The sequence below is a fragment of the Streptomyces sp. SM10 genome (assembly GCF_002910915.1).
Taxonomy (GTDB): domain Bacteria; phylum Actinomycetota; class Actinomycetes; order Streptomycetales; family Streptomycetaceae; genus Streptomyces.
This window is the reverse complement of sequence record NZ_NEUF01000106.1, coordinates 10,718-25,016: the sequence shown is the minus strand read 5'-3', so window position 1 is coordinate 25,016 and position 14,299 is coordinate 10,718. Positions and strand designations below refer to the sequence as shown.

Genomic DNA, 14,299 nt, shown 5'->3' with positions numbered 1-14,299 from the left:
AACACAGTGGACGCGAGCAACTGAGGACAAGCCCTCGGCCTATTAGTACCAGTCAGCTCCACCCGTTACCGGGCTTCCACATCTGGCCTATCAACCCAGTCGTCTACTGGGAGCCTTAACCACTCAAGGTGGTGGGAATACTCATCTCGAAGCAGGCTTCCCGCTTAGATGCTTTCAGCGGTTATCCTTTCCGAACGTAGCCAACCAGCCATGCCCTTGGCAGGACAACTGGCACACCAGAGGTTCGTCCGTCCCGGTCCTCTCGTACTAGGGACAGCCCTTCTCAATATTCCTACGCGCACAGCGGATAGGGACCGAACTGTCTCACGACGTTCTAAACCCAGCTCGCGTACCGCTTTAATGGGCGAACAGCCCAACCCTTGGGACCGACTCCAGCCCCAGGATGCGACGAGCCGACATCGAGGTGCCAAACCATCCCGTCGATATGGACTCTTGGGGAAGATCAGCCTGTTATCCCCGGGGTACCTTTTATCCGTTGAGCGACAGCGCTTCCACAAGCCACTGCCGGATCACTAGTCCCGACTTTCGTCCCTGCTCGACCCGTCGGTCTCACAGTCAAGCTCCCTTGTGCACTTACACTCAACACCTGATTGCCAACCAGGCTGAGGGAACCTTTGGGCGCCTCCGTTACTCTTTAGGAGGCAACCGCCCCAGTTAAACTACCCATCAGACACTGTCCCTGATCCGGATCACGGACCCAGGTTAGACATCCAGCACGACCAGAGTGGTATTTCAACGACGACTCCACAACCACTGGCGTGGCCGCTTCAAAGTCTCCCACCTATCCTACACAAGCCGAACCGAACACCAATATCAAACTATAGTAAAGGTCCCGGGGTCTTTCCGTCCTGCTGCGCGAAACGAGCATCTTTACTCGTAGTGCAATTTCACCGGGCCTATGGTTGAGACAGTCGAGAAGTCGTTACGCCATTCGTGCAGGTCGGAACTTACCCGACAAGGAATTTCGCTACCTTAGGATGGTTATAGTTACCACCGCCGTTTACTGGCGCTTAAGTTCTCAGCTTCGCACACCCGAAAGTGCACTAACCGGTCCCCTTAACGTTCCAGCACCGGGCAGGCGTCAGTCCGTATACATCGCCTTACGGCTTCGCACGGACCTGTGTTTTTAGTAAACAGTCGCTTCTCGCTGGTCTCTGCGGCCACCCCCAGCTCACCGAGTAAATCGGATCACCAGTGATGGCCCCCCTTCTCCCGAAGTTACGGGGGCATTTTGCCGAGTTCCTTAACCATAGTTCACCCGAACGCCTCGGTATTCTCTACCTGACTACCTGAGTCGGTTTAGGGTACGGGCCGCCATGAAACTCGCTAGAGGCTTTTCTCGACAGCATAGGATCATCCACTTCACCACAATCGGCTCGGCATCAGGTCTCAGCCTTAATGTGTGACGGATTTACCTACCACACGGCCTACACCCTTACCCCGGGAACAACCATCGCCCGGGTTGGACTACCTTCCTGCGTCACCCCATCGCTTACCTAGTACAAGTCTGGTTCGTCGGCTCCACCACTACCCTCAACTCCGAAGAGATCGGGCCGGCTTCACGGACTTAGCATCGCCTGATTCAGTATTGGGCGTTTCAAAGCGGGTACCGGAATATCAACCGGTTGTCCATCGACTACGCCTGTCGGCCTCGCCTTAGGTCCCGACTTACCCTGGGCAGATCAGCTTGACCCAGGAACCCTTAGTCAATCGGCGCACACGTTTCTCACGTGTGTATCGCTACTCATGCCTGCATTCTCACTCGTGAACCGTCCACAACTCGCTTCCGCGGCTGCTTCACCCGGCACACGACGCTCCCCTACCCATCCATACTCCCGTTGAGGATATGTGTATGAATGACACGACTTCGGCGGTACGCTTGAGCCCCGCTACATTGTCGGCGCGGAATCACTTGACCAGTGAGCTATTACGCACTCTTTCAAGGGTGGCTGCTTCTAAGCCAACCTCCTGGTTGTCTCTGCGACTCCACATCCTTTCCCACTTAGCGTACGCTTAGGGGCCTTAGTCGATGCTCTGGGCTGTTTCCCTCTCGACCATGGAGCTTATCCCCCACAGTCTCACTGCCGTGCTCTCACTTACCGGCATTCGGAGTTTGGCTAAGGTCAGTAACCCGGTAGGGCCCATCGCCTATCCAGTGCTCTACCTCCGGCAAGAAACACACGACGCTGCACCTAAATGCATTTCGGGGAGAACCAGCTATCACGGAGTTTGATTGGCCTTTCACCCCTAACCACAGGTCATCCCCCAGGTTTTCAACCCTGGTGGGTTCGGTCCTCCACGAAGTCTTACCTCCGCTTCAACCTGCCCATGGCTAGATCACTCCGCTTCGGGTCTAGAGCGTGCAACTCAATCGCCCTATTCGGACTCGCTTTCGCTACGGCTTCCCCACACGGGTTAACCTCGCTACACACCGCTAACTCGCAGGCTCATTCTTCAAAAGGCACGCAGTCACGACTGCATGTGCAAGCACATACAGCGACGCTCCCACGGCTTGTAGGCACACGGTTTCAGGTACTATTTCACTCCGCTCCCGCGGTACTTTTCACCATTCCCTCACGGTACTATCCGCTATCGGTCACCAGGGAATATTTAGGCTTAGCGGGTGGTCCCGCCAGATTCACACGGGATTTCTCGGGCCCCGTGCTACTTGGGTGGTTCTCAAGCAAGCCGTTGATGTTTCAGCTACGGGGGTCTTACCCTCTACGCCGGACCTTTCGCATGTCCTTCGCCTACACCAACGGTTTCTGACTTGCCGACCAATCGGCAGATTGATCAAGAGAACTCCCACAACCCCGCATGCGCAACCCCTGCCGGGTATCACACGCATACGGTTTGGCCTCATCCAGTTTCGCTCGCCACTACTCCCGGAATCACGGTTGTTTTCTCTTCCTGCGGGTACTGAGATGTTTCACTTCCCCGCGTTCCCTCCACACTGCCTATGTGTTCAGCAGCGGGTGACAGCCCATGACGACTGCCGGGTTTCCCCATTCGGAAACCCCCGGATCAAAGCTTGGTTGACAGCTCCCCGGGGACTATCGTGGCCTCCCACGTCCTTCATCGGTTCCTGGTGCCAAGGCATCCACCGTGCGCCCTTAAAAACTTGGCCACAGATGCTCGCGTCCACTGTGCAGTTCTCAAACAACGACCAGCCACCCATCACCCCACCCTTACAGGCGAGTTCACTGGGGCCGGCAACCAAAGGGACAGACTCAAACGAGCCCGTACCTTCAGATACCCAACAGCGTGCCCGACCCGACCGATCCATTCTCACTTTCCACGCCGAAGCAGTACTCGCAAAAACAACCTGTCGTGCCGAATAGTCAACGTTCCACCCATGAGCAACCACCGTCGAACATTTGCCGACGAAATGGCCTCTGGATTCCCCGAAGAGAATCTAGATGCTCCTTAGAAAGGAGGTGATCCAGCCGCACCTTCCGGTACGGCTACCTTGTTACGACTTCGTCCCAATCGCCAGTCCCACCTTCGACAGCTCCCTCCCACAAGGGGTTGGGCCACCGGCTTCGGGTGTTACCGACTTTCGTGACGTGACGGGCGGTGTGTACAAGGCCCGGGAACGTATTCACCGCAGCAATGCTGATCTGCGATTACTAGCAACTCCGACTTCATGGGGTCGAGTTGCAGACCCCAATCCGAACTGAGACCGGCTTTTTGAGATTCGCTCCGCCTCGCGGCATCGCAGCTCATTGTACCGGCCATTGTAGCACGTGTGCAGCCCAAGACATAAGGGGCATGATGACTTGACGTCGTCCCCACCTTCCTCCGAGTTGACCCCGGCAGTCTCCTGTGAGTCCCCATCACCCCGAAGGGCATGCTGGCAACACAGAACAAGGGTTGCGCTCGTTGCGGGACTTAACCCAACATCTCACGACACGAGCTGACGACAGCCATGCACCACCTGTATACCGACCACAAGGGGGGCACCATCTCTGATGCTTTCCGGTATATGTCAAGCCTTGGTAAGGTTCTTCGCGTTGCGTCGAATTAAGCCACATGCTCCGCTGCTTGTGCGGGCCCCCGTCAATTCCTTTGAGTTTTAGCCTTGCGGCCGTACTCCCCAGGCGGGGAACTTAATGCGTTAGCTGCGGCACCGACGACGTGGAATGTCGCCAACACCTAGTTCCCAACGTTTACGGCGTGGACTACCAGGGTATCTAATCCTGTTCGCTCCCCACGCTTTCGCTCCTCAGCGTCAGTAATGGCCCAGAGATCCGCCTTCGCCACCGGTGTTCCTCCTGATATCTGCGCATTTCACCGCTACACCAGGAATTCCGATCTCCCCTACCACACTCTAGCTAGCCCGTATCGAATGCAGACTCGGGGTTAAGCCCCGAGCTTTCACATCCGACGTGACAAGCCGCCTACGAGCTCTTTACGCCCAATAATTCCGGACAACGCTTGCGCCCTACGTATTACCGCGGCTGCTGGCACGTAGTTAGCCGGCGCTTCTTCTGCAGGTACCGTCACTTTCGCTTCTTCCCTGCTGAAAGAGGTTTACAACCCGAAGGCCGTCATCCCTCACGCGGCGTCGCTGCATCAGGCTTTCGCCCATTGTGCAATATTCCCCACTGCTGCCTCCCGTAGGAGTCTGGGCCGTGTCTCAGTCCCAGTGTGGCCGGTCGCCCTCTCAGGCCGGCTACCCGTCGTCGCCTTGGTAGGCCATTACCCCACCAACAAGCTGATAGGCCGCGGGCTCATCCTTCACCGCCGGAGCTTTTAACCCCGCCCCATGAGGGACAGAGTGTTATCCGGTATTAGACCCCGTTTCCAGGGCTTGTCCCAGAGTGAAGGGCAGATTGCCCACGTGTTACTCACCCGTTCGCCACTAATCCACCCCGAAGGGCTTCATCGTTCGACTTGCATGTGTTAAGCACGCCGCCAGCGTTCGTCCTGAGCCAGGATCAAACTCTCCGTGAATGTTTTCCCGTAATCGGGATCACAACACGAGAGCGGAACGACCAGGTCGGAATATGACCGGTCGTTCACAGCGTCCTCGCTGTTGTTGCCTACCGGACCGTGAAGGGCCGGCAGGACTTTTCAAAGGAACCACCAACCTGCCGAAGCAGGCCGGGGTATCAACATATCTGGCGTTGACTTTTGGCACGCTGTTGAGTTCTCAAGGAACGGACGCTTCCTTCGGTCCCGTTTCACCGGGCCCCTCCGGGCGCTTCCCTTCGTTCTTGCGTTTCCGACTCTATCAGACTCTTTCGTGTCCGATTCCCGGCCGAAGCGGGATCCTGCTGATTCGCTTTCCAGTTCTTCGCTTTCGCGTTTCCCTTTCCGGCGGTTCCAACTTTACCAGACTCTTTTCCGTTCCGTTTCCGGTCCGAATTCAATTCCGGCGGCCTGTGGAGTGGCCTTTGCCTTTCGGCGTGTTCACTACGCTAGTCGATTTCCTCTGCGACTCATAATCGAGTCGCTCGGGGGAATTTCGGCATGCCGAAACTGCACCCGCCAGGGGTGAATCGTAGGTAGTGGTTGGCCCTCTCACGATGCATCGACCCGGTCCGATGGACCGCGCCTGGAACAACTGCATCCGTTCAAGCGGCTCGGACTACATTAGGGAAACGGCGAGGGTGAGTCAAGTTGCCTGACGGCGCGGCGCATCGGCCCGGTCAGGGCTGACCGTGGGGTCTCCCCCGGTTCGGAAGCACCGGAGCTGATGCGAGCCGTCGTCGCGCGTGCCGGTGTGTGGACCGCTCCGTACCTGGTCGGACAGCGGAGCGGCGCTGTGCAGGACGGACGGGGGTCTCCTTGACTCTGCGAACGCATCGGCACCGTTCTGCACGCGGTCGAGGGCGAGGCCCTTCGCCGGTCACCCCGGCTCTTTGGCCAGTTCTCCGTCATGGCGGGCCGAGAACCGACGTTTCCGGGCCTGCTCCATGTTTCAGGGCGGGACGGACGACGTGGTGGTCAGCGCGAGGAACCGGGCGGGGCTCAGGCACGGGGCCAGTCGTGGCCGGCTGTCACCTCGCGTGCGATGCGACGCCACTGGTCCTCTCCGCCGGGCAGGGGCCAGGCCCAGGTCCGCTGTTCCGCGGTGTTCAGACGGTGAAGAGCGCGGACGAGCTGCGGGCCGGCAGTGGCTGCGCCGTCCGGGACGGTGGGGCCGTGGACGGCTCGGAGCTCGGCGGAGCGTTCCAGTTCGTCCTCGTATAAGCCCACCGCCTGATCGATGCGCGCGGTCAGGTCTTCGCCCGGCACCGTGCGGTGCAACTGCAGCAGCGGAGGCTCGACGGATTCGGCGATCGCCGCGGCGAGCCGCGCGTGACCGTCGAGGATCAGATGGCAGTCCAGGCCACTGACCCACCACAACAGGACGGGCGGAAGCGTTCCTTCACGTGCCTGCTTGCGGTACGCCTTGACCCGGCTGTCGTCGGCATCGGGCATCGGCCGCAGCGGAAGGACCTCCCACTCATGGGAATGGAGGAACCAGTCGATGTAGCCGTCCGGACAGCCGTCGACGAGCATCGAACTCCAGTACTCGCCATGCGAGGTGTCGGCATGGTGCCAGCGCCGGAGCGGGCTGTCGCACGAGAGGAGCCATCGGCCCGCGTGCACCGGGCTGTCCGGCGAGTCGATGAGGTACCGCGCAAAGCGGTGAGCCCACCGTTCCGGGCTTCCCGCCAGGGTGCGCCCCACGTCGGCGCGCAACGGCGGGACGAAGGAGCGGTACTCGTCGGTGCGCCAGAAGTCCACGCCGTCGAGGTGCTCGTCGACCACGGCGAGCACCAGGGGCCGCGACATCTGGGAGACCAGAAGGCGTGGTCCGGCACTGAATATGCTCAGCCCCGGCCGGCGAGGGTCCTGTACGTCCAGGGACAGGCCCACCCACGTGCCGTCGTCCCTCGTGACATCGCCGCGCTGCATGCCGAGAGCGTAGACGGCCGCCGCGGCAGACCCGGATGGCCCTCTCCGCCGCTCGACACGGCCGGCACACGCTGCTCATGCTCCGGCGGACGGTTCGGCTCTCGGGCTCAGTCGGTACGCGGAGACCGTCGGGTCGCCGGCGAGGTAGAACCGGTGTTGCCAGTCGTGTGCCTTGCTCACGCCGACCCGAGGACCTGCCTGGATGAGCGCGGCCGATACCGGCTCCCCGTCGGACAGCACGACCGAGGCACCCGTCAGGAGGTCTGCGCCGATGTGCTCCGCCGTGATGCCGGCTGCCCGGCAGAAGTTCCCGGGGCCTCGGGCGAGGCGTGGACTCTCGGTCTTCTCCCCTCGTCGCTCGCGTGCCAGGTGTTCCCCCTCGATGACCCTGCCTGCCCGGATGAGGACGGCCGAGGCGATACCGTCCGTCCCGGTGACGACGTTGGCGCACCAGTGAAGACCGTGGGACCGGTAGACGTACAGGTGTCCGGCGGGTCCGAACATGACTGCGTTACGGGGTGTCCGGCCTCGGTAGGCATGGGAGGCCGGGTCGGCGGCGCCGGAGTACGCCTCGGTCTCCGTGATGGCGATGCTCACCGATCCCTCGGGGGTCCTGCAGGTGAGGACGCTCCCGAGCAGCCCGGGGGCGACGTCTTCGGCAGGGCGGGCCAGGAAGTCGAGGTTCACGCTGACCGCCGTGGCGTGCCGTGCGTGAAGTGGATGTGCGAGTGCCCGGCCGGGCCGAACATCACGCTGGTGCGGGTGGTCCGGCCTCGGCATGCATGCGATCCGAGTCCGGCTTCGCCCGCGTATGCCTCCGCCTCGGGACGGCGCACCTCGGCGGGTCCCACGTCGGAGGTCCGGGCGAGAGCGCGGCCCAGGAGATCGGGTGCCACCTGCAGGATCGGTCTGTCGAAGGAGTTTCGTGTGACCGGCGTTCGGTCCATGCCCTCGTTCATGACGTCCGAGGGTACTGGGCCTGACTGGTACCCCGGCCGAGTCGGCGCCCGGGTGCGCGGCGGCGTCCGGCGAGCACCGGGAGACCGCTGCAGACGGCGTTGGCGGGAACCGGTTAACGTCGTGGCGCGTATGTAGGGGTCAGGACCAAGGAGGAAAACATGGGCTTCAAGCGACTGCTCGCGAGCATGGGTGCCGGCGGTGCTTCGGTCGAGACCGAGCTGACCGAACTCAACGTCGTCCCCGGCGGAGTCGTCCAGGGCGAGGTGCGGATCCAGGGCGGTTCCGTGGACCAGCAGATCGAGGGCCTCTCGGTCGGTCTGCAGGCGCGGGTCGAGGTCGAGGGCGGGGACCAGGAGACCAAGCAGGACATCGAGTTCACCAAGCTGCGTCTCGGTGGTGCCTTCGAGGCCAAGGCCGGCGCCGTGCACGTCGTGCCGTTCGGGCTGGAGATTCCGTGGGAGACGCCGATCACCATGTTCGCGGGACAGCACCTGCGCGGCATGAACATCGGGGTGACGACGGAGCTGGAGATCGCGCGCGCCCTGGACTCGGGTGACCTGGACCCGATCAACGTGCACCCGCTGCCCGCGCAGCAGGCCATCCTGGACGCCTTCGGACAGCTCGGCTTCGGCTTCCGCAGCGCCGACATGGAGCGTGGCCACATCCGCGCCACCCGCCAGCGTCTGCCGTTCTACCAGGAGATCGAGTTCTTCCCCCCGCAGCAGTACCGCGGACTGAACCAGGTGGAGCTGACCTTCATCGCGGACGACCGTGAGATGGACGTCGTCCTGGAGATGGACAAGAAGCCGGGGCTCTTCAGCGAGGGCAGCGACTCCTACCGTGCGTTCAAGGTCGGACTCGACGACTACCAGGGCACGGACTGGGCCGCGTACCTCAACCAGTGGCTCGCGCAGGTCGGCGGCCAGCGCAACTGGCTCTGAGACCGCCTAGGGTCGGTGGTGAAGAGACCGCACGACCGATCAGGAGAGGTGCTGACGTGACCGAGCCGAAGAGGGCGCCGCTGCCGCACGACTTCCATCCGGAGGTCCCCCCGTTCACCGTGGTGAGCAAGGACCTCGCGCCGGGTGCCGTACTGGCGGACGCCCAGGTGTTCGCGGCGGGGAACACCTCGCCGCAGTTGCGGTGGGAGGGCTTCCCCGCGGGGACGAAGAGCTTCGCGGTGACGTGCTTCGACCCGGACGCCCCGACGGGCAGCGGGTTCTGGCACTGGACGGTGTTCGACATCCCGGCATCGGTGACGGAGCTCCCGGCCGGCGCGGGCAGCGGAGCGTTCGAGGGCCTTCCCGAGGGGGCCGTCCAGGTACGCAACGACTACGGGTCGAAGGAGTTCGGCGGGGCAGCGCCGCCCGCCGGTGAGAACCACCGGTACGTCTTCACCGTCTACGCGGTGGACACCGAGAAGCTCGGGCCGGACAGTGACGCCTCACCCGCGGTGGTCGGTTTCAACCTCCGGTTCCACACGCTCGGCCGCGCTCAGCTGATCGGGGAGTACACCGCCCCCGTAAGCTGAAGGTTCGCCTCCTGTTTGCCCTGCCCTGGTCCTGGAGAGATCAGGGCAGGGCACTTTTTATTGCGTTGTCCCTCACGGCTCTCCCGGACAGAGTTGATCCGGGCCCGCCGACTGACGGGCGGCACAGGGGAGGTGGGCAGGATGCGGGACACACTCGTACTCAACGCGAGCTTCGAGCCACTGTCGACGGTGACGCTCAACCGTGCGGTGGTTCTGATCCTTCAGGACAAGGCCGTCGTCGAGCAGTCGCATCCCGGGCTCCGCATGCGTGGTGCCGCCGTGGACCTTCCTGTCCCCCAGGTGATCAGGCTCTGCCGGTACGTGCGCGTGCCGTTCCGAAGACACGCTCCGTGGTCCAGACGGGGTGTCCTCATACGGGACCAGTACAGGTGCGCGTACTGCGGGCGGCGGGCGAGCACCGTGGACCACGTCGTTCCGCGCGCCCAGGGGGGCCAGGACACCTGGCTGAACACCGTGGCCTCGTGCGCGGAGGACAACCACCGCAAGGCCGCCAGGACGCCGGAGCAGGCGGACATGCCGCTGCTGCGGCAGCCCTTCGTGCCGTCGCCGGCGGACGCGATGCTGCTCGCACTGGGCGCCGGTGACCGGTCGGCGCTGCCGGAGTGGCTGGCGCGCTCCGCGGCGTAGCCTGCCTACGCGCGACGCAGGGGCGGGCCCGTCCCTTCTCGAACGTACGCGGAGCCCGTCCCCTCGCGCCGGAGGGGACGGGCTCCTCTCCGTCAGCGCAGCAGCAGCTGGACGATCGCCGCGGTGCCGACGACGACGATCAGGGCGCGGAGGAAGCCGGGGCTGAGGCGGCGGCCGACCTTGGCGCCTATCTGGCCGCCGATCGCCGAACCCACCGCGATGAGCACGACGGCCGTCCAGTCGAAGTCCGCGACGAAGAGGAAGAAGAGCGCGGCGACGGTGTTGACGACGGCGGCCAGGACGTTCTTCACGGCGTTGAGGCGCTGCATCGTGTCGTCGAGGAGCATGCCCATCAGGGAGAGGTAGATGATCCCCTGAGCCGCAGTGAAGTAGCCGCCGTAGACGCTGGCGAGCATCAGGCCGGTGAAGAGGAGCGGTCCGCCGTCGGGGCGGGCGGGGGTGCCCGTGCGCTCGCGCCGACGCTGGACCGCTCTGCTGATGCGGGGTTGCAGGATGACGAGGACGAGCGCGAGCGCCACCAGGGCGGGGACGATCGTCTCGAATGCGGTGGAGGGCAGGGCGAGCAGGAGGGTCGCCCCGGTGAGTCCGCCGATCAGCGCGCCGACGCTCAGCTTGATGATCCGGCGGCGCTGGCCGGTCAGTTCGTTCCGGTAGCCGATGGCCCCGCTGATCGAGCCCGGGATCAGGCCGAGTGCGTTGGACACGGTCGCGGTGACCGGTGGCAGTCCGGTCGCCAGCAGGACGGGAAAGGTGATCAACGTGCCGGATCCGACGATGGTGTTGATCGTGCCGGCGCCGACTCCGGCCGCGAAGACCGCGAGAATCTCCCAGATGGACAAGGCCATCTCCTTCGATGGTCAGTGATGCCTCCCCGCCATCAAGGTCGAGGGGCCTCACTGATCATGCACGAAGGTGTCTCCCGGTCAGTCGACCGGGGGCTGCTCCCGGCGCTCCGTCCCGGTGTTGAAGCCGGGGGCGCCGCTGCCGAGGTTGCCGAACGCACCACTGAGGCCCTTGAGCGCGTCGCCGATCTCGCTGGGCACGATCCAGAGCTTGTTGGCGTCGCCCTCCGCGATCTTGGGGAGCATCTGGAGGTACTGGTACGAAAGGAGCTTCTGGTCGGGGTCGCCGGCGTGGATGGACTCGAAGACCGTCCGGATGGCCTGAGCCTCGCCCTCGGCGCGCAGGGCGGATGCCTTCGCCTCACCTTCGGCGCGCAGGATCGCGGACTGCTTCTCGCCCTCCGCGGTGAGGATCGCGGACTGCCTGATGCCCTCGGCGGTGAGGATCGCGGCGCGCTTGTCACGGTCGGCGCGCATCTGCTTCTCCATCGAGTCCTGGATGGAGGTGGGCGGTTCGATGGCCTTGAGCTCGACGCGGTTGACGCGGATGCCCCACTTGCCGGTGGCCTCGTCGAGGACGCCGCGCAGTGCGGCGTTGATCTCCTCGCGGGAGGTCAGGGTCCGCTCGAGGTCCATACCGCCGATGATGTTGCGCAGGGTGGTGACGGTGAGCTGCTCGATCGCCTGGATGTAGCTGGCGACTTCGTAGGTGGCGGCCCGGGCGTCGGTCACCTGGTAGTAGATGACGGTGTCGATGTTGACGACGAGGTTGTCCTGGGTGATCACCGGCTGCGGCGGGAAGGGGACGACCTGTTCGCGGAGGTCGATCCGGTTACGGATCGAGTCGATGAACGGGACGACGATGTTCAGCCCGGCGTTGAGGGTGCGGGTGTAGCGGCCGAAGCGCTCCACGATGGCGGCACTGGCCTGCGGGATGACCTGGATCGTCTTGATCAGGGCGATGAAGACGAGCACCACCAGAATGATCAGGACGATGATGATCGGTTGCATCGTGTGCCTCGTGCCCTTCGGTTGCCGACGGATCGCGGTGATCGAGGTCGACCCTCATGAGAGCCGCATCTTTTATGACGGTTGCGGTCTCATGATGATCGTCTTCGAGTTTGGCAGACTGCGGCCTGCCGTGTGACCGGTTCACTACATGACGACGGCCGTTGCACCGTCGATGTCCACGACGTCCACCTGCCGGCCGGCCTCGAAGGTCTGCTCGCCGTCGAGCGAACGCGCGGACCAGACCTCGCCGGCGAGCTTGATGCGGCCGCCACTGCCGTCCACCCGCTCCAGGACGACGGCCTGACGTCCTTTCAGTGCGTCGATGCCGGTGGCGTGGGCCGACCGACCGGTGCGCTGCCGGACGGCGATCCTGCGCACGACGGCGGTCAGGGCCACCGACACCACGGCGAACACGAGGACTTGGGCGACGATGGAGCCGCCCAGGGCCGCGACGAGCGCGGCGGACAGCGCGCCGACTGCGAACATTCCGAATTCGGGCATCGCGGTCAGGACGAGGGGAATACCCAGTCCCACCGCGACGATCAGCCACCACACCCACGCGTCGATGTCCACCCGGCCATCGTAGGACCGCGAGTGCCCTCCACGACAGGGCGCAGGGGAGGTTGGCTGTGGTGCGACTACTGGCCGAGGGGCAGGCCGCGAGCGGTGTAGCGGTCGCCGTGGTGCTCGACGACGAGCGGCAGGCCGAAGCAGAGGGAGAGGTTCCGGGAGCTGAGCTCGGTCTCCATGGGGCCGGCCGCGAGCACCTTGCCCTGACGGATCATCAGGACGTGGGTGAAGCCGGGCGCGATCTCCTCGACGTGGTGCGTGACCATGATCATGGAGGGGGCGTACGGGTCGCGGGCCAGCCTGCCGAGACGGCGGACCAGGTCCTCGCGTCCACCGAGGTCGAGCCCTGCGGCCGGCTCGTCCAGGAGGAGCAGCTCGGGGTCGGTCATCATGGCGCGGGCGATGAGGGTGCGCTTGCGCTCGCCCTCGGAGAGCGTGCCGAACTTGCGGTCGAGGTAGTCGGTCATGCCGAGGCGGTCGAGGAAGGCGCGGGCGCGCTCCTCGTCGACGGCTTCGTAGTCCTCGTGCCAGGTGGCGGTCATGCCGTACGCGGCGGTGAGCACCGTCTGCAGCACGGTCTGGCGTCGGGGGAGCTTCTCGGCCATGGCCACACCGGCGATGCCGATGCGGGGGCGGAGCTCGAAGACGTCGGTACCGACCCCGCCGAGGCGCTCGCCGAGGACCTGGGCCGTGCCCTTGCTCGGGAAGAGGTAGCTGGAGGCGATGTTGAGGAGAGTGGTCTTGCCGGCGCCGTTGGGGCCGAGGATGACCCAGCGCTCCCCCTCCTTGACCGACCAGGAGACGTCGTCCACCAGAGCGCGTCCGTCGCGGACCACGGATACGTCCACCAGCTCCAGTACATCGCTCATGGCGCGTTGTCTCCCCATACAGTGTCGAGATCGTCGCGTGCCTGTGGGCACAGCTCCCAGGGAAAACCTACGCCACCCGGGGAGTGCTCAGGCCCTGGGGCTGTTCCCTAGGCTGTTCCCATGCTTTCGGAACCACGCTCAGGGCGGCTCGCCGCATGGGGAAACGCGCTTTTGGCCGGACTTGTGTCACCGGACGACGCGGCGCTCGCGATCGTCGGCGAGGACGCGGTGCACCGCGTCGAGGGGCTGCCGGGTGAGGCGGGGCCCGTCGGACTCACGCTGGCGCTCGGGCGGCTGAGGGGGCTGGGGGCGGCCGGTTTCCGGGTCGCGCTGCCGGTGCCCGGGCATCCGCTGGGTCTCAGCGGACCGCCGGACTTCAACGCACGGGCGCTGGAGGCGGAGGAGGCGGTGGTCACGTCCGGCGCCCCGTACGGGCTCGTGCCGGAGGTGAGCGAGGCGGGGCCCCCGGGGGACGTGCATGTGGAGGTGGTGTGGCGCTGTCTGCCGGTGCGGGAGGCGCCGCCGGCCGACGTGCCGTCGCTGGGCGAGGCGGAGCGGGAGCTCGCCGAGGCGTTGCGGGACGCGACGGCGGTGCTGTCCCGGCTGGACGTCGCCGGGTCCGGGCCGGTCGCGGAGGCCGCGGTGGACGCCTACCGGGCACGGGCGGAACGCGGCCGCGAGGTACTGGCTCCGGGGTACCCGCCGCGGGCGGTCCGGGTGCTGGAGCTGGCTCAGCGGGTGGGGCTGCTGGTTTCGGTGGCCCAGGAGAACGGGCACGGCGGCGCGGTGAGCGCTTCGGAGATCGCGGCCCGGGGTGAGGCGCTGCGGCCGGTGGAGCGGGTGGCCCGGCGGGCGCAGGTCGCGGCGTACAACGCGTACATGGAGGGGCGGGGGCGGTAGATGCGCCCCCGCCCCTG

General features: G+C 64.7%; 11 protein-coding genes and 2 rRNA genes. 4 read left to right on the top strand and 9 right to left on the bottom strand.

All coding sequences use genetic code 11. The features are described 5' to 3' along the window. Positions 1-22: 22 nt before the first annotated feature. From B9S57_RS16620 to B9S57_RS16595, 5 genes are all read right to left on the bottom strand, one after another. Positions 23-3,148 (bottom strand): 23S ribosomal RNA (locus B9S57_RS16620). A gap of 303 nt (positions 3,149-3,451) precedes the next feature. Further along, positions 3,452-4,977, bottom strand: a 16S ribosomal RNA gene (locus B9S57_RS16615). The 16S and 23S rRNA genes sit together here, the layout of an rRNA operon. A gap of 1,020 nt (positions 4,978-5,997) precedes the next feature. Beyond that, positions 5,998-6,930, bottom strand: coding sequence for a hypothetical protein (locus tag B9S57_RS16605; protein ID WP_103516361.1), 933 nt, complete (start codon positions 6,928-6,930; stop codon positions 5,998-6,000). Between the two features lie 75 nt (positions 6,931-7,005). After that, positions 7,006-7,617: a DNA-3-methyladenine glycosylase gene (locus tag B9S57_RS16600; RefSeq protein ID WP_103516360.1), complete on the bottom strand. Its 612-nt coding sequence runs from the start codon at positions 7,615-7,617 to the stop codon at positions 7,006-7,008. Next, positions 7,614-7,877, bottom strand: a complete 264-nt coding sequence (locus B9S57_RS16595) for a DNA-3-methyladenine glycosylase (RefSeq protein WP_103516359.1) — start codon at positions 7,875-7,877, stop codon at positions 7,614-7,616. Before B9S57_RS16595 ends, B9S57_RS16600 begins: the two co-directional genes overlap by 4 nt. Positions 7,878-8,048: 171 nt before the next feature. On the opposite strand from B9S57_RS16595, the gene B9S57_RS16590 reads away from it, so the two are divergent. The 3 genes from B9S57_RS16590 to B9S57_RS16580 all read left to right on the top strand — a co-directional run bounded on the left by B9S57_RS16590 (position 8,049) and on the right by B9S57_RS16580 (position 10,069). Then, positions 8,049-8,831, top strand: coding sequence for a sporulation protein (locus tag B9S57_RS16590; RefSeq protein WP_103516358.1), 783 nt, complete (start codon positions 8,049-8,051; stop codon positions 8,829-8,831). A 56-nt stretch (positions 8,832-8,887) separates the two neighbouring features. Next, on the top strand, positions 8,888-9,421 hold the full coding sequence (locus tag B9S57_RS16585; protein WP_103516357.1) for a YbhB/YbcL family Raf kinase inhibitor-like protein: 534 nt from the start codon (positions 8,888-8,890) through the stop codon (positions 9,419-9,421). Positions 9,422-9,562: 141 nt separating this feature from the next. Beyond that, positions 9,563-10,069, top strand: coding sequence for an HNH endonuclease (locus tag B9S57_RS16580; RefSeq protein ID WP_103516356.1), 507 nt, complete (start codon positions 9,563-9,565; stop codon positions 10,067-10,069). Between the two features lie 92 nt (positions 10,070-10,161). Here B9S57_RS16580 and B9S57_RS16575 read toward each other — a convergent pair whose 3' ends face one another. The 4 genes from B9S57_RS16575 to B9S57_RS16560 all read right to left on the bottom strand — a co-directional run bounded on the left by B9S57_RS16575 (position 10,162) and on the right by B9S57_RS16560 (position 13,382). Beyond that, a complete protein-coding gene (locus B9S57_RS16575) occupies positions 10,162-10,929 on the bottom strand; it encodes a sulfite exporter TauE/SafE family protein (RefSeq protein ID WP_103516363.1) in 768 nt (255 codons plus the stop codon). A gap of 84 nt (positions 10,930-11,013) precedes the next feature. Beyond that, on the bottom strand, positions 11,014-11,943 hold the full coding sequence (locus tag B9S57_RS16570; protein ID WP_033305602.1) for an SPFH domain-containing protein: 930 nt from the start codon (positions 11,941-11,943) through the stop codon (positions 11,014-11,016). A 144-nt stretch (positions 11,944-12,087) separates the two neighbouring features. Beyond that, positions 12,088-12,516, bottom strand: coding sequence for an NfeD family protein (locus B9S57_RS16565; RefSeq protein ID WP_103516355.1), 429 nt, complete (start codon positions 12,514-12,516; stop codon positions 12,088-12,090). Between the two features lie 65 nt (positions 12,517-12,581). Then, positions 12,582-13,382 (bottom strand): ABC transporter ATP-binding protein, encoded by an 801-nt coding sequence (locus B9S57_RS16560; protein ID WP_103516354.1) that lies wholly within the window; start codon positions 13,380-13,382, stop codon positions 12,582-12,584. A 120-nt stretch (positions 13,383-13,502) separates the two neighbouring features. Here B9S57_RS16560 and B9S57_RS16555 point away from each other — a divergent pair, with 120 nt between their 5' ends. Then, positions 13,503-14,282 (top strand): hypothetical protein, encoded by a 780-nt coding sequence (locus B9S57_RS16555; RefSeq protein ID WP_103516353.1) that lies wholly within the window; start codon positions 13,503-13,505, stop codon positions 14,280-14,282. The last annotated feature ends 17 nt before the right edge of the window (positions 14,283-14,299 follow it).